The sequence below is a fragment of the Bradyrhizobium sp. AZCC 1578 genome, from assembly GCF_036924675.1.
In the GTDB taxonomy this organism is placed as follows: Bacteria; Pseudomonadota; Alphaproteobacteria; order Rhizobiales; family Xanthobacteraceae; genus Bradyrhizobium.
In genome coordinates, this window is record NZ_JAZHRZ010000001.1 from 6,981,843 (window position 1) to 7,002,404 (window position 20,562).

The following is a 20,562-nucleotide window of genomic DNA, read 5'->3' on the forward strand; positions in this document are numbered from 1 at the left end:
CAATGACCTCCATGAACAAGGTCTTTGCCGACCTTCCCGTCACCGTCTTCGAGGCGATGTCGCAGGCGGCGCGCGACAACAACGCCATCAATCTCGGCCAGGGCTTTCCCGACGATCCCGGGCCGGAAGACATTCGTCGCGCCGCGGCCGATGTGACCGTGAACGGCTATAACCAGTACCCGTCGATGATGGGCATTCCGGAACTCCGGCAGGCCATCGCGGCTCATTACGGCCGCTGGCACAAGCTCTCGCTTGATCCGATGACGGAAGTGATGGTGACCTCGGGCGGCACCGAGGCGCTGACCGCGTCCATTCTCGCCGTGGTCGAACCCGGCGATGAGGTTGTCGTGTTCCAGCCGGTCTATGACAGCTATTTGCCGATCATCCGCCAGGCCGGCGGCATTCCGCGCCTGTTGCGGCTCGAGCCGCCGGGCTGGCGAGTGACGGAAGAGATGCTGGCCAGCGTCTTCAATCCCAAGACCAAGGCGGTGCTGTTCAACAACCCGCTCAATCCGGCGGCTGTCGTCTATCCCCGCGAAGACCTCGAATTGCTGGCGCGGTTCTGCCAGAAGTTCGACACCATCGCGATCTGCGACGAGGTCTGGGAGCACGTGATCTTCGACGGCCGCGAGCATATCCCGCTGATCACGATCCCGGGCATGCGCGAGCGCACCATCAAGGTCGGCAGTGCCGGCAAGATTTTTTCGCTGACGGGGTGGAAGGTCGGCTTCGTCTGCGCCGCGCCGCCGCTGTTGCGGGTGGCGGCCAAAGTGCACCAGTTCCTGACCTTCACCACCGCGCCGAACCTGCAGGCTGCGGTGGCCTATGGCCTCGGCAAACCCGATCACTATTTCTACGACATGCGCAAGGAACTGGCGCGGAGCAGGGACCGGTTGACGAAAGGACTGGAGGGCATCGGCTTTCCCGTGCTGAAGTCGCAGGGCACGTATTTTCTCACCGTCGACCTGTCGCCGCTGGGCTTGAATGAGACCGATGTCGAGTTCTGCAGGCGCATTGTGAGCGACTACAAGGTCGCCGCGATCCCGGTGTCGGCTTTCTATGAACAGGATGCGGTGACGTCGGTGGTGCGGTTCTGTTTTTCCAAGAAGGACGAAACGCTGGATACCGCGCTGGAACGCCTGTCGGACGCGGTGCACGGCCGTCGCAAGAGGTAGAGGATGCGCCATCCAATCCGAGGCCCGCTTTGCCTGATCGGCGTGATGACGGTCGCGCTGTCGCTCTCGCCCGCCTGGGCACAGGAGCGCACCGTGAACTTCTACAACTGGTCGAACTACATGGCGCCGGGGGTGCTGGAGGATTTCACCAAGGAAACCGGCATCAAGGTGGTCTACGACACGTTCGATGCCAACGAGACGCTGGAGACGCGCCTCTTGGCGGGAAAGTCGGGCTATGACGTCGTGGTGCCGACCGGATATTTTCTGCAGCGCCAGATCACCGCAAAAGTCTTCCTCAAGCTCGACAAGTCGAAGCTGCCCAATCTCGCCAATGCCTGGCCGGTGGTGACCGGCCAGCTTGCGACCTATGATCCCGGCAACAACTATGCCGCCAACTACATGTGGGGCACCACGGGCATCGGCTACAACGTCAAGGCCGCGCAGAAAATCCTGGGTCCCGACGCCAAGATCGACAGTTGGGATATCGTCTTCAAGCCGGAGAACCTCGCGAAATTCAAAGACTGCGGCATCCATATGCTTGATTCCGCCGACGACATTCTGCCGGCGGCGCTGAGTTATCTCGGCATCGATCCGAACTCCACCAAGCAGGCCGATCTGGAAAAGGCCGCCGATCTCGTCAGCAAGATCAGGCCCAACGTCCGGAAGTTTCACTCTTCCGAATATCTGGGCGCGCTGGCGTCGGGCGAGATCTGCTTCGTGGTGGGCTGGTCGGGCGACATCATGCAGGCGCGCAGCCGCGCGGCGGAAGCCAAGAACGGCGTCGAGATCGGTTACACGATCCCGAAAGAGGGCGCGCAGATGTTCTTCGACAATCTCGCGATCCCTGCGGATGCCAAGAACGTCGCGGAAGCCTACGAGCTGATCAACTATCTCTACCGCCCCGAGGTCGCGGCGAAGAATTCCGACTTCCTGTCTTACGCCAACGGCAATCTCGCGAGCCAGAAGCTGATCGATCCGAAGATTTTGAACGACAGGAATATCTATCCGGACGAGGCGACGCAGAAAAAGCTGTTCGTCATCCGGGCCCGCGAGCCTGCGACGCAGCGGATCATCAACCGGCTGTGGACGCGGGTGAAGACGGGGAGGTGATGCGGCACTCCGGTGCCCCATCCGTCATTGCGAGGAGCAACGCGACGAAGCAATCCATGCATCAGCAAGCGGGAAGATGGATTGCTTCGCGGAGCCTGTCATCGGGCGCGCATTCGCGCGACCGTTGGCTCGCAATGACGTGGAGAGGTCTCCCGCGCACAATACCTCATCCGGCCAACAAACCTCCATTGCCGGAACGCGAAGGAAACTCTATAGCTCGCTTCCGGGAGCATCATATGACCAACATCCTCACCTTCTTCTCAACGCGCACGCTGCTGCAGATCATTGTCGTCCTGGCATCGACGGTTGCGATGAAGGCGTGGAGCCTCGGCCTGTTCGGCGGATAGGCCCCAACCGGGAGGTGAGGGAGCGTTGCTCCCGTCATTGCGAGGAGCGCAGCGACGAAGCAATCCATGCCTCAGCGAGTCGAGAGTGGATTGCTTCGCTCCGCTCGCAATGACGAGGAGAGACGGTTGCGGATTCTACCGCCACCGTCTGTGCAGCCACAGCCACTGGTCCGGATATTCCCGCACCCAGCCTTCGACCACGGATGTCACCGCCTGCATCGTGCCCTGGATGTCGATTTGCCCGGAGGCGTCGCGCACCGGTTTGACCTCTTCGGATAGTTCGGCGCGGAAGCGGTGGTTGGGCAGGCGGATGATGCGCACGCCGTGCACTGGGCATTCGACCTGCCGCAACAGCCGCGCCAGCGTCGGGTTGGCCTTGGTCTTGCGGCCGAAGAACGTCACCTCGACGCCGTTGCCCAGGTACTGATCGACCAGCATCGCGACGTGCTGGCCCCGCTGCAGGGCCTCCGCCAGCTTGAGCGGCGCTTCGCGGCCGGCCGGCACCAGCGTGCCCATCTTGACGGCGCGGATCCGTTCGATGGCGCGGTCGGCGGCCTCGATGTTCGGCCGGCGGAACAGGATGGCGCAATCGAGCCCGTGGGCGACGGCGCCGAGCGCCGGGATTTCCCAATTGCCGAGATGGCTCGCGAAGATGATCGCAGGCCTCCCGTCGTCGCGCAAAGAATCGAAGATTTCCTTGGTCCGCGGGGGGAACTCGATGCGGCTCGGCTTCTCCGGATGGTCGAGGTCGTAATCCCAGATGTGATCGAGATGGGCGAACTCGGCGCCGATGCGACCGAGATTGTCCCAGACGCCGGCCAGGATGGTTTCGATCTGTTCGGCCGATTTCTCCGGGAAGGCGGCCTTGAGATTCTCGCGGCCGATGCGGTCCTCGCGCAGCCTGCGCCCGATGAAGCGGGTGACGCGGCCGAAGAAATCGGCGGTCTTGTCCGGATCGAAATAGCGGGTGGTCCGCAACAGCGCGATCGTCAGCGCGCCGACGGCTATTTCCGCCATGGGCTTGGCGGCGTCGCGCAGGCGCGCCTTGGTGCGTAGGAGCAGGCGTTTCATTTAAGAAATAGCCAGCTCGCTACACCGGTTCGCGCGTCAGGATCAGCGAGGCGTTTTGCCCGCCGAAACCGAACGAGTTCGACATCACGGCGGTGACCTTGGCGTCGCGCGCCTTGTTGCCGACCACGTCGAACAGGATGGCCGGATCCGGAATCTCGTAATTGATGGTCGGCGGAATCCGCTGATGCTCCAGCGTCAGCAGCGAGAACACGGCTTCCACCGCGCCGGCCGCGGAAATCGTATGCCCGACCATCGACTTGTTCGAGGACACCGGAATCTTCGGCAGATGATCGCCGAACACGACCGCGGTCGTGTTGTACTCCATCTTGTCGTTTTCCGGTGTCGCGGTGCCGTGCGCGTTGATGTGGTCGATCTGCTCCGGCTCGAGGCCGGCATCGGCCAGTGTCTTGCGCATGCAGCCGATGATCGGCTTGCCGTCCGGGCTGGAGCGGGTGCGGTGGAACGAGTCGGTCAGCTCGCCGCAGCCGGCCACCACGCCGAGAATTTTGACGCCGCGCGCGATTGCGGACTCGTAGCTCTCCAGCACCATCGCGCCGGCGCCTTCCGCCATCACAAAACCGTCGCGGTTCTTGGAAAACGGCCTGGAGGCGGCCTGCGGCGGATCGTTTTGCGTCGATAGCGCCGACAACAGCGAGAATCGCACCATCGCTTCCGGGTTCACCGAGCCGTCGGTGCCGACGCACAGCGCGGCATCGGCTTCGCCGCGGCGGATCGCCTCGACGCCGAGCTGGATCGCGGTGGCGCCGGAGGCGCAGGCGGTGGAGAGCGAGATCGGCGATCCCTTGGTGCCGAACGTTTCGGCCAGGTGACTCGCTATCGAACCGAACATGAAGCGGCGATGGTAGGCTGTGAACCGGCCGCCGCCGCTGACGCGCAGCATATCCTCGTAGCCGAATTCGGTCCTGCCGACCGCGCGTCCGAGCTCGAGCCGCTGCGGCCATTCGACTTCGACCGGCGCAACTGCCAGAAACAGCGGTCCGGGAAAGTCGGCCTTGGCGCCGATCGCCGCCTGTTCGAGCGCTTCCCCGGTCGCCATCTCGGCGAGACGTTCGCTGAGGCCGGTCGACGAGAACGGATCGACGGTGACGAAATCGACGGTGCCGGCCATGGTCGTTTTCAAGCCGTCGATCGGAAAGCGCGTCACGGTGCGGATGCCGGATTCACCCGCGGTCAACTTTGCCCAATTGTCCTGCTTGCCGGCGCCGAGCGACGTCACTACGCCCATGCCGGTGACGACGACGATCGGCCTGCCGAGTTTATCGCGTGGTGCTGACATGGTTCCCCCGATGTTGCGCCGTAACTGAAAGTGCGCTCGCGCTCACTGCTTGCTCTGGCGGTGCCGAAAGTGGTCTTTCGGCCACGCTCTACTTGATGGCCTCGACCAGGGCCATGCCTTCGCCCTGCCAATGACCGGCCCCCACCACGACAATCTGGTCCGGGCTGCCTGCCTTTTCAACCTCGAGGCCTGTCGGGTCGTTGGGCGGGAATAGCGCGCCACGGGAGATCGAGAGTGCGGCCAGCGCCAGCCCCAGCGGAAACTGCGTCTCCAGCGTGTGACCGAAGATCGTGCCGGTGGCGCGCACCGCAAAGCCGGGATGCTGGCGCAAAAAGGCCTTCTCGTCCGACGTCACCGGCTCGACGCCGGTTGCGCCCGTGATCAGGGTGCCGCTGTCGCCGACGCCGAGCTTCGGCCACAGCGCCTCCAGCGATTTGGTCACCGTGCCCGGCTGCTTGCGCTGCGCAAGGTCGGCAACGACCTTGGTCAGTTTGGCGTAAGGCTTGGCGCCGCGGGCTTCGGCGTGCTCGCGGGCTTCCAGCACCAGGAAACAGCCGGCGGAGCCGAGCGCGAACCCGCCTCTCTCCTCGCGTTGCCACACCGGCGAAAACTTTTCGGTCAGGTTGAAGTCGCCGAATTCATAGAGCACCAAAAGATCGGACCGTTCGCCATTATGGGCCGCGCCGACCAGCGCGATGTCGCTTTGGCCGGCTTCGATCCGCGCCAGCGCAATCCGTGCTGCGTCGATGCTGGCGGCTTCCTCGCCCATGAAGGTGCGCGACGTGCCGCAGACGCCATGGACGATGGCGATGTTGCCGGCGAGCAGGTTGGAGAGCTGGGCCAGGAACAGCGTCGGCCGCAGATCGTTCATCAGCCGTTCGTTGAGGAAACCCGGGCTCGAATTGCCCCTGGCGTCGGCGTTCAGGATTGCCGCGTCGACCGCGATGTCGCGCTCGCCACCGCCGGCGGCGACGATCATGTCCATCCGTCCGAGGATTTCCTTGTTGCCTTTGACGCCCGCTGAATCCAGCGCCAGCCCGGCGGCATAGGTGCCGATGCGCTGCCACGCTTCCATCTGGCGCTGGTCGCCCTTTTTCGGGATCTGCGCGTCGAAGGTAACAGGCGCCAGCGGATGCACGATGTAGGGCGCGAACCGCTTGTCGTCGATGTTGATCCTGCCGGCGTTGAGCGCATCCCAATGCGCGTCCAGCCCCTCGCCGAGCGAGGAGACGATGCCGATGCCGGTGATCCAGACTTCCTTGGCGCCTGCGGATTTTGGCTCAGTCATGCGTGATTGCCTGCAGTGGGAAGCCGATCTTGTTGGCCATCGCGTCCATGTGCACGCGCAAGGCCGGGTCGGGGAAGGGGGCAAGGCCGAAAGTTATTTCAGCGCTGCACTTCAACTCCTTGCCGACGCGGCCCTTGGCCTTGGTGACGGCAAAGCCGGAACCTTCGTGCTCGAGCTTCGCCTCGATCGTCAGCAACGAGCCGGGACTGACGAACCCGCGCATCTTGGCTTCCTTCACGATGGCCAGGAACGGCATGCGCTCGAATTTCAGGACGCCGAGTATCAGCCAGCCGGAGCTCTGCGCCATCGCTTCGGTCAAGAGCACGCCGGGCATGGTCGGAAAGCCCGGAAAGTGTCCCTCGAAGATGGTGTGCGCGGCCGGCACCTGCGCCTCGACCGTGATCCTCTTCTCGTCGAGGTTCAGGTCGACGACGCGGTCGATGAGCTGGAAGTAATCAAGGTCCATGGCGGGCGATTAGGCGCCCGGGGCTGCATTCTTGGCGGCGACCAGCTCGTCGATGCGATCGGCGAGATTTTGCAGCACGAAATACTGCTCGGTCGTGGCCTTGCCGTCGTTGACCTCCTGGGTCCATTTTTCGAGCGGCATCTTGATCCCGAACGCCTTGTCGATGGCAAAGGCGATGTCGAGGAAGTCCAGGCTGTCGATGCCCAGATCGTCGATGGCGTGGCTCTCCGGCTTGATCGTGTCGCGCGGGATGTCGCAGGTCTCCGCGATAATGTTGGCGATCTGATCGAATGTGGAAGACATCATTAAGCCTTTGATATACTGGAGAAAATCCGGAACGGCTTGGAGGAGGCGGGTGCACGGCCCCGGAAGGCCCATTCCCTCGGCCGGAGTCGAGTGCCCGTATATCGGAGCGGGGCGCTGAGTTCAATGGAGGGCGGCGAGGGGATCGCCGACCGATTCATGGGCAGGGACGGCCGGTTTTGGTTCCGTTACCCCATCTACGGTTCAACCGGCCCTTAGCATGAACGCATCGAAATACGCCGCAAGCGCCGCTTGGCCATCGAGCGGGAGTACATGCGCGACGTACTGGTCCGGCCGCACCACGACCATGCAGCCATTATCCCGGTCGATATCACGCATCGTGAAGATGTCGTGGCCGGCCTTGAGATCGGGGCAGAACATTTTTTCATAGTCGACGAGCCCGTAGCGTCCTTTGCGCGGCAGAAGGAGCGGGGGCATCGTCGCGATAGCGAGCTCGGTGTGCGCCTGCTGGAATATGGCGCGGACGTCGATCACGGAATCGATATCGGCGCCCGCGGGCGTGTATCTCCTGACCGGAGATTTGGGGCTCTCGCTCAGGAAATCGCACAGCGAGCGGAGAGGGGCGTTGGTGGCGGCGGGATCACCGGCGCCGGCAAAGATGAAAATCCGGAAGCGGCCGTCTGCCTTGGCGACGTGACCAAGGTGAACCGGCTTGGCGTCCGAAAGGCGGACGACAGGGGCGGAGTGAAAGCGGGTGCCGATCACAAAACCCTTGGCGAGATGCTGATGGTTTGGTTCGGCGGTGATGATGGACGGACGGTAGTGGGTCGCCGTTCCAGCGGTATAGCGGCCGTGCCGGACGAAATAGTCCTGGGTTTTCGCCGCATCCGCGCCCTTGTTGTCGCCCTTGGCGGACGCGAGGATCGTGGCCCATTCGCGGTCGAAGTCGATCAGCTCCTTCGCGACCGCCTGTCGCTCCGCCGAATAGCTGTGCAAGAGATGCGGCGCGCTGCGCTGGCGCAGAACGGAGGCGAGCTTCCATCCGAGATTGAAGGCGTCCTGCATCGAGACGTTCATGCCCTGGCCGGCTTTCGGGCTATGGGTGTGGCAGGCATCGCCGGCGATGAACACGCGGGGCAGGCGCGAGCCGACCTCGTCTTCCGGCACGTCATCGAATTTGTCGGTCAGGCGCTGGCCGATTTCGTAGACCGACCACCACGCGATCTCTTTCACGTCGAGCGTATGGGGATTGAGAATCCGCCGCGCCTTCGCGATCAGATCGTCCGGCGTGATGTTGCGGCTGGCGACCCGCTCGCCGGCGTCGAGATTGGCGAGTTCGACATAGAGCCGGACGAGATAGCCGCCTTCGCGCGGGATCACGATGATGCTGCCGTCACGGGCTGATTGGATGAGCACCTTAAAGCGGATGTCGGGAAAGTCGGTGACGGCAAGGACGTCCATCACGCCCCAGGCATGATTGGCGGAATCGCCGCGCAACTCGCGCCCGATCGATTTTCGCACCATGCTGCGCGCGCCGTCGCAGCCGACGAGATAACGGGCTTTGATGGTTTCGACCTCGCCCTCGTGCCCGGCATCGAGCCGTTCGAGGCGCACGGTCACCGCGTGGTCTTCAAATTGCGCCGACGGCGCGATCTGAAGGTCGAGCAGCCGCCGCGAATAATACGGTTCGAGCTTCGCGGGCGATTTGCGCATGACATCGAGATAGCAATCATGCACGCGCGCCTGGTTCAGGATGAGGTGCGGCATCTCCGACAGCCCGTCCTCGACGTCCTGAACCCGGCCGCTGCGGACGATGTTTTCGGGCTTGCGATCGTCCGGCTTCCAGAACGTCGTTTCGGTGATCCAGCACGCTTCCTTCAGCACGCGCTCGCCGAAACCGAAGGCGTGAAACATTTCCATGGTGCGGCAGGCGACGCCGTCGGCCTGGCCGCGCAAGAGCCGGCTCGGTTTCTGCTCGACGATGCAGGTCTCAATGTCGGCAAACGCTGAAAGCTGCGCCGCCAGCGTCAAACCCGCCGGTCCGCAGCCGACGATCAGGACATCCACTTCCGCCGGAACCGGTCCAGATGTGCCGGACGGCAAAATCCGCTCGACGGGGTCGGCGATTTCGGGGTCGCCCGGCTCGAATCCATTCAGGTGAAACTGCATCAGACCTGCTCCTCCCGTCCTTGGCCGACCGGAGTTGATTTTGACCGATTGGATTACCCTTCATCTATGGCGTCGGTCACTTGACTGCCGGCAGATTCCGCGAGCAAAGCGCACGGACGATATTGATCAGCATGCTGATTATCAGTATGCTTGTCAACTCCAAAACCCGCCTTTGAGTTTACCTTGGAGAATTTGGTGAGAGACAACAATGAGATGCCCGGCCATCTGGCACGCCGCTTCCAGCAGATCGCGGTGGCCGTGTTCCTGGCCGAGGTCGAGGAGGCGGGCTTCGACCTTACGCCAGTTCAGTACGCTGCGTTGGCAGCCATCAGGATGAACCCGGGGATCGATCAGGTGACGTTGGCTGGCCTGATCGCCTATGACCGAACCACCATCACCGGCGTGGTCGACCGCCTGGTGCAGAAGGGCTTGCTGGTGCGTCACCCCAGTAGCCGCGACCGCCGCGCCCGCGAGCTGAAGATTACGGAAGCCGGAAAGCGAACGCTGCGCGCCATCACGCCGGCCGTCGAAGCCGCCCAGCGCCTCATGCTGCGCGGTCTCACTGAAAAGGAGGGCGCCGAGTTGATGCGGCTGTTGCGAAAAGCAATCGCCGCCGGCAACGAGCTGAGTCGCGCGCCGTTGCGGGCGGCGGAGTTGCGGTGAGAAAGTGCGGGCCGATGAAGGACGACAAGGCGCGTTCATCGTCGGGTTGACAATGACCGCGGCCGCGCCAACTATAATGACCGGTTGATACACCTGCCGCCTGCGCCCTCTGGGATGGTGAACGTATCTGATATCTCGGCCCTCGCTATTGGCGAACGGGTCGGCAAGGCAGGCACCGATCTCCTCCGTTCGCCGATACGGGTGCTCTCATGCGCGATTTCCGCGATGCGAAGGCCATGGCGCGTTCCCTGCGCGATGCCTTAAGTGCCAAGGCCGTGCAAACCACGCACAGCGAGTCCTTGGAGCTGACCGCGAAAGCGTTCGGCTACGACAATTGGAATATCCTGTCGGCCAAGATCGAGGAGACCCGGCCGCGCGCCGTCTCGGCGGGCGGCCTGCCGAATCCGGCTTCACAAGACAAACCCCTCTATTGCTCGTTCTGCGGCAAGAGCCAGCACGAGGTGGAAAAGCTGGTCGCCGGGCCCTTCGTGTTCATCTGCGACGAATGCATCGACCTCTGTTCTGACATCGTTGACGAGAGCCTGCTTCGGTTGATCGAAGGGGACGAGGAGGGCGCCCGCGCCATGTCCACCGACAGGCTGCAGCACTACGTCGTACACGCCGGCAATGGAGTGCAGCGCAATCGGCTCGCATTGCAGCGTATCGAGCGCGTGCTCGCGCATCGCGCGAACGCGTCGGGAGATAGTGATGACGTGTCGCTGTCGCCCAGCTTCGCCCAGTTGAAGAACAAGACGCCGGACGAACTGCGGTCTATGCAGGAATATTCGCAAGCTCAACTGAAGCGGTACGAGCAGGCGCTGCGAACAGCGACGGTCATCGTCAACGAGCGGACCCGGCAAACGCCCTCGTAGCGAGCGTAGCCCGGACGGAGCAAAGCGAAATCCGCAGTTGGTTCATTCCGCATATCGCTTCGTTCATCCGGGCTACTGGCTTGCTGACACTTCCTGCATTGCGCTCTACGAACACGCGCTGGTCTTCGAGCGCCGGCCTCCTGAAGTGTTGCGCGTTTGCGTGCGCCCCTTCGACAAATCATCGAGGATCACGCATTCGGGTCCCGCGCCGCCTGCGCAGGATGCATCGCAGTTGGCCACGAAAGCCGCGATGCTGCGCTCCAATGCCTTCAGTTCCGTAAGCTTCGCACGCACGGCGACCAGATGCTCCTGTGCAAGGTCGCGCGCATGGACGCAGGAGCTGGCAGGATCTTGCACCAGTGCCACAAGCGAACGCACCTGATCGATGGAGAACCCGAACTCGCGACAGCGCCGGATGAACGTCAGGCTCTTCACATCGGCGGCGCTGTAGACGCGCTGGTTGCCCGCCTGACGACCCGCTGAACGAAGCAGGCCGATTTCCTCGTAATACCGGATCGTCGGTGCATTCGTGCCAGTCTGCCTAGCGAGGGCGCCGATCTTGAGATCGCCCATCTATCTGATTTTCCGTCGCTTCTTGCTGCTTGAACCTCAAGTTACTTGAGGATGTAGGGTCCCGGCAAGCTCTGATCTGACCACCCGCACAAGGAGATTGCCGATGACGATGGTTGAAGCCCGGCCCATAGCCTGCACGCTTGCGTCCGGCGAGTTTGAAGACCGGCTTGCCTGGATTGCCGCCTTGAACAAGGACGCGCTCCGAAAATACGAGCGTCGCGATCTTGTACTGGAATTGAGCTATGCGCTCGATGCGCGCGAGCGCGTGCATGAGATGGTCCGCAATGAGCGGGCCTGCTGCGCATTCCTTGCCTTTGAGCTTTGCGAGACGGGAAGCGAAATCCGCCTCACGGTCACAGCGCCCGAAATGGACCGCGAGGCCGCAGACACTTTGTTTAAGCAGTTTGTGGCAAGCGCGCCCGCGCCATCGTCATGCGCGTGCGCCACTTCGGCATCCAGCGTGAAGGATGCCAAGGAGCCGCCGGGTTCGAAAGCCGCAGGCGTCACCGCGGTGACGCTTTCGACTGGCGCGGTTGCTTGTGGCGTATGTTGCGTCTTGCCGTTTGCGCTCCCGGCAGCGGTTCTCGCCAGTGCCGGACCTTTGCTGGCGTGGTTTGTCGGCATGCATGTGTGGGTCACCGTCCTTGCCATCCTCTCGGTCGTCGGCGCATGGGGCTGGATCGCGTGGCAGACGCGGCGCGCGGCTCGCAAGCCCGCCACATCAACGCTCGTCATGATGGGGACCGCGACAGCGTTATTGGCAGTCGCAGTGCTATGGCCACTACTTGAAAAGCCGCTTATTCGAATGCTGCGGGTCTGACTCCGCGACGATCTGATCCGCTGCCTTGAGCAGCAGCGGATGCCGTGAGAAGTTCGGCCTATGAAGAGTACTATCGTTTATGTTGGTGCCGCAGTCGCGGAAATCGCTGGCTGCTTTGCCTTCTGGGGCTGGTTGCGCCTCGGCAAGCCCATCTGGTGGCTGCTTCCAGGCGTATTCTCCCTCATTGTATTTGCCTATCTGTTGACGCTGGTCCAAACGGAGGCGGCGGGACGCGCCTACGCCGCCTATGGCGGTATCTATATTGCCGCGTCCCTTGTCTGGCTCTGGACGGTCGAGAGCGTGCGTCCGAACGGCAATCGCGCCCACGGTGCGAACGATTTGCAAAAGCTCGGGCGCATCGTGTCGCGAGAACGCTAACACACATTCGCTGTCATCGCCCGGCTCGACCGGGCGACCCAGTATCCCAGAGACAGCGATGATTGAATCGATAGGCCGCAGCGTACTGGATCCCCCGCATGCGCGGGGGATGACGATGGTGTTTTGCGTCACTATCTCCATCTCCGCGTCATTGCGAGCGCAGCGAAGCAATCCATCTATCCCCGAGCCGAAATGTGGATTGCTTCGCTGCGCTCGCAATGACGTGGGTAGGCCGCGGCGTACTGGATACCCCGCCGGAGCCTGTCATCGGGCTCGCCAAGGGCGAGACCCGGTGGCGGGGTATGACGGCCTCTTGAACATTTGAAACAGGAGCTTACCCCTGCGGCGCCACCGAAATCCTTGCGCAGTCGCGGCGGCCCATCAGGACGCAATCCTGGGTCTTGCGGAGATCGGCGATGCTCACCGCAAGCCAGATGCCGATCGCGGTCAGGGCCACGGTGAAGGCGAGTGCTGCGATGTTGGCGAGCATGCGGTGACGGAAGTCGTCGCCCTCGTCGCGCGACCGTTCGTACGCGGTTTGCGGCCCCTTGACTTGACTGGCGGCCTGGCCAGGTTCTTCCCGCCCGCCAGGCGGGTGGGCCGAGGTACGCGGCCGGAACTTGAGCACGACGTGCTCATCGTCCGTGATGATGGGCCGCTGGGTTTTCACTGCGTTCGTCCGACGACAAATCCCGCTGCCATTTTAGCACGGCGGCAGCGCGTCCAACATGAAATCTTGCCGACCGCAGGACAGCCATCCATCTCCGCAACGTCTGATGGAACCGTAACGACGCGGGGCTCATTCCTGTTTCGGCAACCGCCCCATCATATAGAACTCGTCGTTCGGGCGCATCGCGGTGACGTTGGCCAGCCGGTTCGACAGCGCGAAGAAGGCCGAAATGGCCGCGATGTCCCAGATGTCGTCCTCGGAAAAGCCGTGGCCGGCGACTTCGGCAAAATCGGCCTCGGAGACTTCATTGGCCGCCCGGCTCACCTTCATGGCGAAGTCGAGCATGGCGCGCTGCCGCGGCGTGATGTCGGCCTTGCGGTAGTTGACCGCGATCTGGTCGGCGATCACGGGGTTTTTCGCCCGGACGCGCAGGATCGCGCCGTGGGCAATCACGCAGTAATGGCACTGGTTGGCCGCCGACGTCGCCACCACGATCATCTCGCGCTCGGCCTTGGTCAGCCCGCTGTCCTTCTCCATCAACGCGTCGTGATAGGCAAAGAAGGCGCGAAACTCGTCAGGCCGGTAGGCCAGCGTCAGGAACACGTTCGGCACGAAGCCGGACTTCTCTTGCACCGCGAGAATTCGCGTGCGGATATCCTCCGGCAGCTTGTCGATGGCGGGCGGCTGAAATCGTTTGGCGGCGGGCTTGAACATGAAAGGGTTCCGGCTGATGGCCGCGGGATGCGGCGTTGCCGGAACCATATAGCGTTTTCGGGGGAAGTGGACACCGCCCCGCGCGGAGCAATCGCGCAAAACTGGAATGCCTCAGCGCAGCGGCTTTTTCAGCAGCGAGAAGCGGTCGGGATCGAGCCCCATCGAGGGCTGCAGCATCGGCGCTTCGACCGGCGTCATGACGCGGGCGGCAGGACGATCGTTGATCGAGGGATCGTTCGGCACGTCGCGGTGCGAGGTTGCGCCGCGCCAGCGATCCAGCACGGCCGAGACGAAATGCATGTCGTGGCCGGCGGAAACCGACGGCACGGTGGCGATCGTGGCTTCGCTGCGCGGCAACTGATGGACCGGAACCTCCTTGAAGCGCAGCCGCGTCGGCAGTGCCACGCCTTCGCCGAAGGCCAGGACTTCGCGGGTGCCGAGCGAGGGCACGAACGACAACAGGTTGGCGGCGGCGTCCGAGACCGCCGAGCGCAGCAGCGCCTGGTCGCGGTCGTTGGCAAGGCGCATCGCAAACAGCGTGTTGCACTGGGAAATGATGGTGGCGTCGAGTTCGGCCGGGCGCTGGGTGACGAGGCCGAGATAGACGCCGTATTTGCGCCCCTCCTTGGCGATGCGCGACACCGCCTTGCGTGTCGGCCCGAAGCCGATGTTGCGGTCGGCCGAGGCGTAGCGATGCGCCTCTTCGCAGACGAACAGCAGCGGCGAGACGCCGTCGCTCCACAGGCCGAAATCGAACGCCATGCGGCACAGCACCGACACCACGGAATCCACGACTTCGGCGGGGAAGCCGGCGAGCTGCATGATGGTCATCGGCCGGCCATTGGCAGGCAGCCGAAACAGATGGCTGATGACTTCCGCCATCGTGTCGCCGCCGACATTGGCGTTGTCGAACATGAAGGCGTAGCGCGGATCGTTGCGCACGGTCTCGATGCGCGAAATCAGCTTGTGATAGATGATGCGCGAGGAGCGGTTCTCCAGCTTGCCCATCCGCTCGTCGATCAGCGAGATCAGGTCGACAAGGCGATACGGCACTGGCGTATCGACGGTGTAGCCGACCGACTTGGAATCCATGCGCTTGAGCCCGAGCCGGTCGGAGTTCTGATACTGGGTATAGATGCCCTTCGCCATCGGAATGACTTCGGCGAGGACGTCGAGCTCTTCCGGCACGCCCGGGCGGCCGCCGAACAGCACGTCGACGATCTCTTCAAAATTGAACAGCCAGAACGGCAGTTTCAAATTGCGCGGGTTCATTACGACCGCGCGGTCGCCGAAGCAGCGGCCATATTCGTTGTGCACGTCGAGCAGGAAAACCCTCAGGTTCGGCCGCGCCTTCAGAATCTCGTTGAGCAGCAGCGACACGCTGGTCGATTTACCGACGCCGGTGGAGCCGAGGACCGCGAAGTGCTTGGAGAGCATCTCCTCAACGTCGACATAGGCGATCACCGAGCGGTCCTGCTGCAGGGTGCCGACATTGATCTGGTCCGACCCGCTCGGCGCATAGACGGTGCGAAGGTCCTGGGCGGTGACGAGGTCGACGGCGTCGCCGATCGTCGGATAATTGGTGACGCCGCGTTGGAATTTCGGGCGGTCGCCGCCGAAAATTTCGCCGAGCAGGTCGACCGATGCGGTCGCGATGTATTCATCAGAACTTGGCTGATTCTCGCACGACACCTCGGTAATCATGGCGATGATGGTGGTGGATGTCGCACAGCGAATACTGATGAAGCGGCCGACGGTGGCGCGCACTTCGGAAAGGGGCATCTGGCCTGTCGCCAGAAGTCCGACCCGGGCGAGGGAGCCGCGCACGGAAATCACACGTCCGAAGGATGTCACGGTGTTGAACCTGGATCTCATGAATTGGGGTCTGGCGTGCATTATGGGCGGCCCCGACTAGCGAAACGGTTAAACCGGCGTGGTTCCGTATCAGCTAAATCAGCGGCATCTCGGTCAGGATCCGTATTTGCAGCGGAGTCCGATCTCACGCTTCGATTGCGAGTTAGGCTTGGAAAATCAGGGTTTTCTCGCATTTGCTGGGTCGCGCGAGCTCTGCCGCAAATTAATCTCCCGTTTACCATTTCGAAGGAGAGGACCAGCCAAGGGTCACCTCTCGATAACCTGCTAGTGGCGATGGTGATTGGAGCCAGCCCGTGTATCGACGTAACCGATTGCTAACCGCAAGTTGTAACGCGCCTTCCATTTGTCCTTCGTACCAATATCGCTGGGCGGGAAAACTGGATTCCGGCTTGCGTCTGCATGACCGATCGCCAACCGCCCGCGGATTGGCGATTTCGCGCGGAGAAGCATCTCGGGTGAGCATCGAAAGCGACCAGAAATTGCCTGGCGATCCCGCCGATAAGGCCGGGCTATTTACGCTGCTTGCTGTCTGCGCCGTCGTCCTGCTCGCGGCGGCCATACTCGCGCAATTTGCTATCTCGACATGGAGCCTTCGCGAACGCGTCCTGCTGGCGCTCGTCGCCGCTCTGGCCGCAGTCGCCGGACACTTGCTGCGGCGCGACCGATTGACTGATCGGCGGCTGGCGGCCGAGCGGCGCCAGCTCTCGATCGCCGTGAACAACATCCCGCAAGGTCTTGTTCTGTATGATGCATCCGCGCGGATCATCATTTGCAACCAGCCCTATCTCGACATGTTCGGATTGTCGCCCGACGTGGCGAAGCCCGGCTGCACCATGCAGCGGCTGATCGCCCACCGGAAGGAAACCGGATCCTTCGATGGCGACGTCGATGCATTCTGCAACGCGATCATTCAGAAGGTGTCGCTCGGCAAGGCCACGCGCCAACTTACGGAAGCGCCGGGCGGCCGGGCGATCGAGATCATCAACCGGCCGCTGAAGGGCGGCGGGTGGGTGGCTACGATCGAAGACATCACCGAGCGCAAGCGCGCGGAAGAGAAGATCGCGCATCTGGCGCACTACGATGGTCTGACAGACCTGCCGAACCGGATCCTGTTCCGCGAGCGGCTGGAACGTTCGCTCACAGCGATCCGGCCGGGCGAGCAATTGGCGGTGCTCTATATCGACATCGACGAATTCAAGAGCGTCAACGACGCGCTCGGCCATCCGATCGGCGATGAATTGCTCAAAGGCGTCGCCGATCGCCTACGCGGTTGCTTGAGGGAAACCGACGTGGCGGCCCGGCTCGGCGGCGATGAGTTTGCCGTCATTCAAATGCCCATCAAGGATCGCTCGGAAACCACTCGGCTCGTTGATGCAATCCATTCGGCGATCAGGCAGCCCTTTGAATGTATGGGGCACCTGATCACCACCGATGCCAGCATCGGAATAGCGTTTGCTCCCAGCGACGGGGTGGACCTCGACCAGTTGTTGAGGAATGCGGACCTTGCGCTCTACGGCGCCAAGGGCGACGGACGGCGAACCTACCGCTTCTTCGAGATCGGCATGGATCAGCGCGCCAAAACGCGGCGAAGCCTGGAGCTCGAGCTGCGCCAGGCGATCAGCGACGGCAGCCTCGAGACCTATTACCAGCCGGTGGTCAATATCGAGGACGGCAAGATCTCATCCTGCGAGGCGCTGTTGCGGTGGCGGCACCCCGAACGCGGTATGATCTCGCCGGCGGAATTCATCCCGATCGCGGAAGACAGCGGCCTGATTAATCAGCTCGGCCTGTGGGTGCTCAATGCCGCCTGCGCCGAGGCCGCTACCTGGCCCGACCATGTCCGCGGCGCGGTCAACGTCTCGCCGGTGCAGTTCAGGAGCCAATCGCTGGCGCTGAACGTGGCCGCGGCGTTGGCCGCCTGCGGCCTTCCCGCGAGCAGGCTGGAGCTCGAAATCACCGAGGCCGTCCTCATTCGCGACGACGAGGCGGCGCTCGACATGCTGCATCAGTTGCGCAAGCTGGGTGTCCGAATCGCGCTGGACGACTTCGGCACCGGCTACTCCTCGCTCAGCTATCTCCAGCGTTTCCCGTTCGACAAGATCAAGATTGATCGTTCGTTCATCAGGGACATCGCAGGCCCCGGCGCATCCTCGTCCATCGTCCAGGCCGTCGTGAATATCGCAGCCGCCAGCGACATGACGACAACGGCGGAGGGTGTCGAAACCGAACAGCAGAGGAACTTGCTGTACATCCTCGGCTGCACCGAGATGCAGGGCTATTTGTTCAGCCCCGCGATATCGGCCGCCGAGGTGAGGCGGCTGTTGCTCTCGCACCGCGCCAGGGCCATGTCGGCTGCCTAAGACGTCGTCTGCTTGAAACGCGGCTGCTTGAAACGAGGGGCCCGGCTTGCTATCCAGTTCTTCATAACAAGAAACAGGGCAGGGTGGACCGCGATGAATCGCGACAACGCATCTTGAGCGAGCCTGCGCGATCTTCCGCGCTCGCACCATTCCGCGTCAGGAACTATCGCTTTCAATGGCCGGCTGATCTGCTCACCTCGTGGGCGTTCGAGATGGAGACGCTCATTCTCGGCTGGTACGTGCTGGTCGAGACCGGATCGGTCCTGCTGCTTACCCTGTTCGCCTCGCTCGGCTATGTCGGTACGCTGGTAGCGCCGATGTTCGGCGTCGTCGGCGACCGCATCGGTCACCGCGATCTGCTGGCGATGATGCGCGCGACCTACGCGATGCTGGGCGCCGTGCTGATGACGCTGGCGCTGTCCGGCCATCTAGCGCCGATATTTGTTTTTGCCATCGCGGCCGTGATGGGCATCGTTCGTCCGTCGGATCTCGGCGTTCGCGGCGCTTTGGTTGCGACCATCATGCCGCATGGCCAGTTGATTGGGGCAATCAGCATCTCGCGCACCACGATGGATACCGCGCGCATTGCCGGCGCGCTGAGCGGCGCCGGCTTGTTTGCCTCGCTCGGCATGGGTCCGGCCTACGTGGCGATCGTCTGCCTTTACATTACCGCGACCGCGCTGACGCTGTGCATCGTGGCGCCGGCAAAGCCGCAACTCGCGGGCGAGGCGGCCAGCGAGGCGTTGCAGCGCTCGCCGCTGCGCGATCTCAAGGAAGGGGTCGCCTATGTCTGGACCACGCCGCGGATGCAGGCTGCGCTCTGGGTGGCATTTCTGGCCAACCTCACGGCCTATCCGCTCTCCAACGGCCTGCTGCCCTATATCGCCAAGGCGATCTACGGCACCAACCAGACCGGGCTTGGCTATCTGTCGGCGAGTTTTGCGATCGGCTCGCTGGCCGGTTCGATCGTATTGAGCCTGATCCGCGATATCCGGGTGGCGCGGCTGATGATCGGCGCGACCGTCGTCTGGTACGTGACCTTGCTGGTATTTGCGCAGATGCAGACCGTGCCGACCGCGATCGTGTGCCTGGTGGTGGCGGGCTTTTCGCAAAGCCTCGCCATGATCTCGATCGCCGTCATCCTGATGCGGACCGCGAGCGAGAATTTCCGCGGCCGGGTGATGGGCGTGCGCATGATGGTGATCTACGGCCTGCCGATCGGTCTGTTGGCCGCCGGCAGCCTGATCGACGAGATCGGATTTGCGGCGACCGGCACCGTCTACGCGGCGGCCGGTCTCGCGCTGATGCTGGCGATCGTGTTGCATTGGCGCGCCGATCTCTGGCACGTGCATGCACCGGCGAATGCGCGATGATCTGACCGCGCAAGCCGGCTCGGCGATCTCACTGCACCTTGATATTCGCCTCCTTCAGCACCGGCTCCCACTTCGCGGCTTCGGCGCGCATGAAAGCGTCGAAATCCTTGGGTGAATTGCCGACCGGCGTGGCGCCCATCTTTTCCAGCGCGGTCAGAACCACCGGATCCTTCAGGACGGCGGCAAGGTCGGCGTGGATCTTGGCGACCAGGTCAGGCGCCATGCCGGACGGGCCGAGAAAACCCCACCAAACCGAGGCGTCATAGCCGGGCAGGCCGGCTTCCGCGACCGTTGGAACATCGGGCAATGCCTTCGAGCGCTGGGCTGTCGTCACGGCAAGGGCGCGCACGGCATTGCCTTCGAGCTGGCCGACCACCTCGGGCAGCGGGTTGACGCTCATGGGAATCTCGCCCGCGATCACGGCCGTGAGGGCAGGGGCACCGCCTTTGTAGGGGATCGCCTGGATCTTGACTTTGGCCATGTAGTTGAGGAGCTCACCGGCCAGATGCGCCGAGGTGCCGTTGCCGGACATGCCGTACGACAATGACTCAGGCTTTGCGCGCGCTGTCGACAGCAACTCCTGCAAATTCTTCACTGAGCTGGTTTTGGAAACCACGATTGCCAGCGGCGAATAGGCGATCTCGCTGATGGCGGTGAAGTCCTTGAAGGTGTCGTAGGGCAATTTTGGATAGAAGAACTGGTTCAACGGATGGCCGCTGGCGACCAGAATCAGCGTGTAGCCGTCCGGCGCCGATTGCGTGAGTGCTTGCGAAGCGATGATTCCACCGGCGCCCGGACGATTTTCGATGACGGGCTGCTGCCCCCAGGTCTTCGACAGCGATTGCCCGAGCGTGCGCGCCAGCACGTCGACGGCGCCGCCGGCGGCATAGGGCACCAGGATACGCACGGGCCGGGTCGGGAACGGCTCCGAGTAGGCGTGTGTGGCCGCCAGCGAAAGCGTGGCGGCTGCGAATACGGTGCGCAGGATCTTGCTGAAAACGGGCATGCGGGGCGCCTTCCTGTGGAATAGGATTTTTGTTGACTAGACCTTATCATTTGTACAAACGTACAAAACTC

General features: G+C 62.9%; 17 protein-coding genes and 3 pseudogenes. 9 read left to right on the plus strand and 11 right to left on the minus strand.

What is annotated here, in order from left to right; translation table 11 throughout:
- Positions 1 to 2: 2 nt before the first annotated feature.
- The gene (locus tag V1290_RS33150) at positions 3 to 1,175 is read left to right on the plus strand and encodes an aminotransferase (RefSeq protein WP_334368249.1); all 1,173 of its coding nucleotides are present in this window, start codon (positions 3 to 5) and stop codon (positions 1,173 to 1,175) included.
- 45 nt (positions 1,176 to 1,220) lie between these two features.
- Positions 1,221 to 2,285, plus strand: a complete 1,065-nt coding sequence (locus tag V1290_RS33155) for a polyamine ABC transporter substrate-binding protein (RefSeq protein WP_334369255.1) — start codon at positions 1,221 to 1,223, stop codon at positions 2,283 to 2,285.
- Between the two features lie 482 nt (positions 2,286 to 2,767).
- Here the strand turns inward: V1290_RS33155 and V1290_RS33160 are convergent, their stop codons facing one another.
- The 6 genes from V1290_RS33160 to V1290_RS33185 all read right to left on the minus strand — a co-directional run bounded on the left by V1290_RS33160 (position 2,768) and on the right by V1290_RS33185 (position 9,187).
- The gene (locus tag V1290_RS33160) at positions 2,768 to 3,703 is read right to left on the minus strand and encodes a lipid A biosynthesis lauroyl acyltransferase (protein WP_334368250.1); all 936 of its coding nucleotides are present in this window, start codon (positions 3,701 to 3,703) and stop codon (positions 2,768 to 2,770) included.
- A 19-nt stretch (positions 3,704 to 3,722) separates the two neighbouring features.
- Entirely contained in the window at positions 3,723 to 5,000 is a 1,278-nt protein-coding gene (locus V1290_RS33165; RefSeq protein WP_334368251.1) for a beta-ketoacyl-ACP synthase, read from the minus strand.
- Between the two features lie 88 nt (positions 5,001 to 5,088).
- Positions 5,089 to 6,288: a beta-ketoacyl-ACP synthase gene (locus V1290_RS33170; RefSeq protein WP_334368252.1), complete on the minus strand. Its 1,200-nt coding sequence runs from the start codon at positions 6,286 to 6,288 to the stop codon at positions 5,089 to 5,091.
- Complete coding sequence (locus V1290_RS33175) at positions 6,281 to 6,754, minus strand: 3-hydroxyacyl-ACP dehydratase FabZ family protein (protein ID WP_334368253.1); 474 nt, start codon at positions 6,752 to 6,754, stop codon at positions 6,281 to 6,283. The genes V1290_RS33170 and V1290_RS33175 overlap by 8 nt, the downstream gene beginning before the upstream one ends.
- A gap of 9 nt (positions 6,755 to 6,763) precedes the next feature.
- A complete protein-coding gene (locus tag V1290_RS33180) occupies positions 6,764 to 7,057 on the minus strand; it encodes an acyl carrier protein (RefSeq protein ID WP_028346689.1) in 294 nt (97 codons plus the stop codon).
- Positions 7,058 to 7,261: 204 nt separating this feature from the next.
- Positions 7,262 to 9,187 (minus strand): FAD-binding monooxygenase, encoded by a 1,926-nt coding sequence (locus V1290_RS33185; protein ID WP_334368254.1) that lies wholly within the window; start codon positions 9,185 to 9,187, stop codon positions 7,262 to 7,264.
- A gap of 195 nt (positions 9,188 to 9,382) precedes the next feature.
- On the opposite strand from V1290_RS33185, the gene V1290_RS33190 reads away from it, so the two are divergent.
- The 3 genes and pseudogenes from V1290_RS33190 to V1290_RS33200 form a co-directional block, all read left to right on the plus strand.
- Complete coding sequence (locus V1290_RS33190; protein ID WP_334368255.1) at positions 9,383 to 9,850, plus strand: MarR family winged helix-turn-helix transcriptional regulator; 468 nt, start codon at positions 9,383 to 9,385, stop codon at positions 9,848 to 9,850.
- Positions 9,851 to 10,059: 209 nt separating this feature from the next.
- A pseudogene (locus V1290_RS33195) lies at positions 10,060 to 10,230 on the plus strand (glyoxalase superfamily protein); the annotation flags it as partial.
- A 15-nt stretch (positions 10,231 to 10,245) separates the two neighbouring features.
- Positions 10,246 to 10,389 (plus strand): annotated as a pseudogene (locus V1290_RS33200) (ClpX C4-type zinc finger protein); the annotation flags it as partial.
- Positions 10,390 to 10,827: 438 nt separating this feature from the next.
- Here the strand turns inward: V1290_RS33200 and V1290_RS33205 are convergent.
- A complete protein-coding gene (locus V1290_RS33205) occupies positions 10,828 to 11,295 on the minus strand; it encodes a MerR family transcriptional regulator (RefSeq protein ID WP_334368256.1) in 468 nt (155 codons plus the stop codon).
- Positions 11,296 to 11,398: 103 nt separating this feature from the next.
- On the opposite strand from V1290_RS33205, the gene V1290_RS33210 reads away from it, so the two are divergent.
- Both V1290_RS33210 and V1290_RS33215 read left to right on the plus strand, forming a co-directional pair.
- Complete coding sequence (locus tag V1290_RS33210; protein WP_334368257.1) at positions 11,399 to 12,115, plus strand: hypothetical protein; 717 nt, start codon at positions 11,399 to 11,401, stop codon at positions 12,113 to 12,115.
- A gap of 60 nt (positions 12,116 to 12,175) precedes the next feature.
- On the plus strand, positions 12,176 to 12,493 hold the full coding sequence (locus V1290_RS33215; RefSeq protein WP_334368258.1) for a YnfA family protein: 318 nt from the start codon (positions 12,176 to 12,178) through the stop codon (positions 12,491 to 12,493).
- A gap of 334 nt (positions 12,494 to 12,827) precedes the next feature.
- On the opposite strand, the gene V1290_RS33220 is transcribed toward V1290_RS33215, so the two are convergent.
- The 3 genes from V1290_RS33220 to V1290_RS33230 form a co-directional block, all read right to left on the minus strand.
- Complete coding sequence (locus V1290_RS33220) at positions 12,828 to 13,163, minus strand: hypothetical protein (RefSeq protein WP_334368259.1); 336 nt, start codon at positions 13,161 to 13,163, stop codon at positions 12,828 to 12,830.
- A 129-nt stretch (positions 13,164 to 13,292) separates the two neighbouring features.
- Positions 13,293 to 13,877, minus strand: a complete 585-nt coding sequence (locus V1290_RS33225; RefSeq protein ID WP_334368260.1) for a peroxidase-related enzyme — start codon at positions 13,875 to 13,877, stop codon at positions 13,293 to 13,295.
- Positions 13,878 to 13,988: 111 nt separating this feature from the next.
- Positions 13,989 to 15,752 (minus strand): ATP-binding protein, encoded by a 1,764-nt coding sequence (locus V1290_RS33230; RefSeq protein ID WP_334368261.1) that lies wholly within the window; start codon positions 15,750 to 15,752, stop codon positions 13,989 to 13,991.
- Between the two features lie 539 nt (positions 15,753 to 16,291).
- On the opposite strand from V1290_RS33230, the pseudogene V1290_RS33235 reads away from it, so the two are divergent.
- Together V1290_RS33235 and V1290_RS33240 are read left to right on the plus strand one after the other, a co-directional pair.
- Positions 16,292 to 18,112 (plus strand): annotated as a pseudogene (locus V1290_RS33235) (putative bifunctional diguanylate cyclase/phosphodiesterase); the annotation flags it as partial.
- 113 nt (positions 18,113 to 18,225) lie between these two features.
- Positions 18,226 to 19,485 carry an MFS transporter gene (locus V1290_RS33240; protein WP_334368262.1) on the plus strand — a complete coding sequence of 420 codons (1,260 nt, stop codon included), beginning with the start codon at positions 18,226 to 18,228 and terminating at the stop codon, positions 19,483 to 19,485.
- 28 nt (positions 19,486 to 19,513) lie between these two features.
- Here V1290_RS33240 and V1290_RS33245 read toward each other — a convergent pair whose 3' ends face one another.
- The gene (locus tag V1290_RS33245; RefSeq protein ID WP_334368263.1) at positions 19,514 to 20,491 is read right to left on the minus strand and encodes a tripartite tricarboxylate transporter substrate binding protein; all 978 of its coding nucleotides are present in this window, start codon (positions 20,489 to 20,491) and stop codon (positions 19,514 to 19,516) included.
- Positions 20,492 to 20,562 lie beyond the last annotated feature (71 nt).

Bases quoted from the DNA above. Each gene is read 5' to 3' on its own strand.
- V1290_RS33230 (WP_334368261.1), bottom strand. From the start codon at position 15,752: ATGAGATCCAGGTTCAACACCGTGACATCCTTCGGACGTGTGATTTCC.
- V1290_RS33175 (WP_334368253.1), bottom strand. From the start codon at position 6,754: ATGGACCTTGATTACTTCCAGCTCATCGACCGCGTCGTCGACCTGAAC.
- V1290_RS33245 (WP_334368263.1), bottom strand. From the start codon at position 20,491: ATGCCCGTTTTCAGCAAGATCCTGCGCACCGTATTCGCAGCCGCCACG.
- V1290_RS33155 (WP_334369255.1), top strand. From the start codon at position 1,221: ATGACGGTCGCGCTGTCGCTCTCGCCCGCCTGGGCACAGGAGCGCACC.
- V1290_RS33150 (WP_334368249.1), top strand. From the start codon at position 3: ATGACCTCCATGAACAAGGTCTTTGCCGACCTTCCCGTCACCGTCTTC.
- V1290_RS33180 (WP_028346689.1), bottom strand. From the start codon at position 7,057: ATGTCTTCCACATTCGATCAGATCGCCAACATTATCGCGGAGACCTGC.
- V1290_RS33210 (WP_334368257.1), top strand. From the start codon at position 11,399: ATGACGATGGTTGAAGCCCGGCCCATAGCCTGCACGCTTGCGTCCGGC.
- V1290_RS33160 (WP_334368250.1), bottom strand. From the start codon at position 3,703: ATGAAACGCCTGCTCCTACGCACCAAGGCGCGCCTGCGCGACGCCGCC.
- V1290_RS33215 (WP_334368258.1), top strand. From the start codon at position 12,176: ATGAAGAGTACTATCGTTTATGTTGGTGCCGCAGTCGCGGAAATCGCT.
- V1290_RS33170 (WP_334368252.1), bottom strand. From the start codon at position 6,288: ATGACTGAGCCAAAATCCGCAGGCGCCAAGGAAGTCTGGATCACCGGC.
- V1290_RS33165 (WP_334368251.1), bottom strand. From the start codon at position 5,000: ATGTCAGCACCACGCGATAAACTCGGCAGGCCGATCGTCGTCGTCACC.
- V1290_RS33205 (WP_334368256.1), bottom strand. From the start codon at position 11,295: ATGGGCGATCTCAAGATCGGCGCCCTCGCTAGGCAGACTGGCACGAAT.
- V1290_RS33185 (WP_334368254.1), bottom strand. From the start codon at position 9,187: ATGCAGTTTCACCTGAATGGATTCGAGCCGGGCGACCCCGAAATCGCC.
- V1290_RS33225 (WP_334368260.1), bottom strand. From the start codon at position 13,877: ATGTTCAAGCCCGCCGCCAAACGATTTCAGCCGCCCGCCATCGACAAG.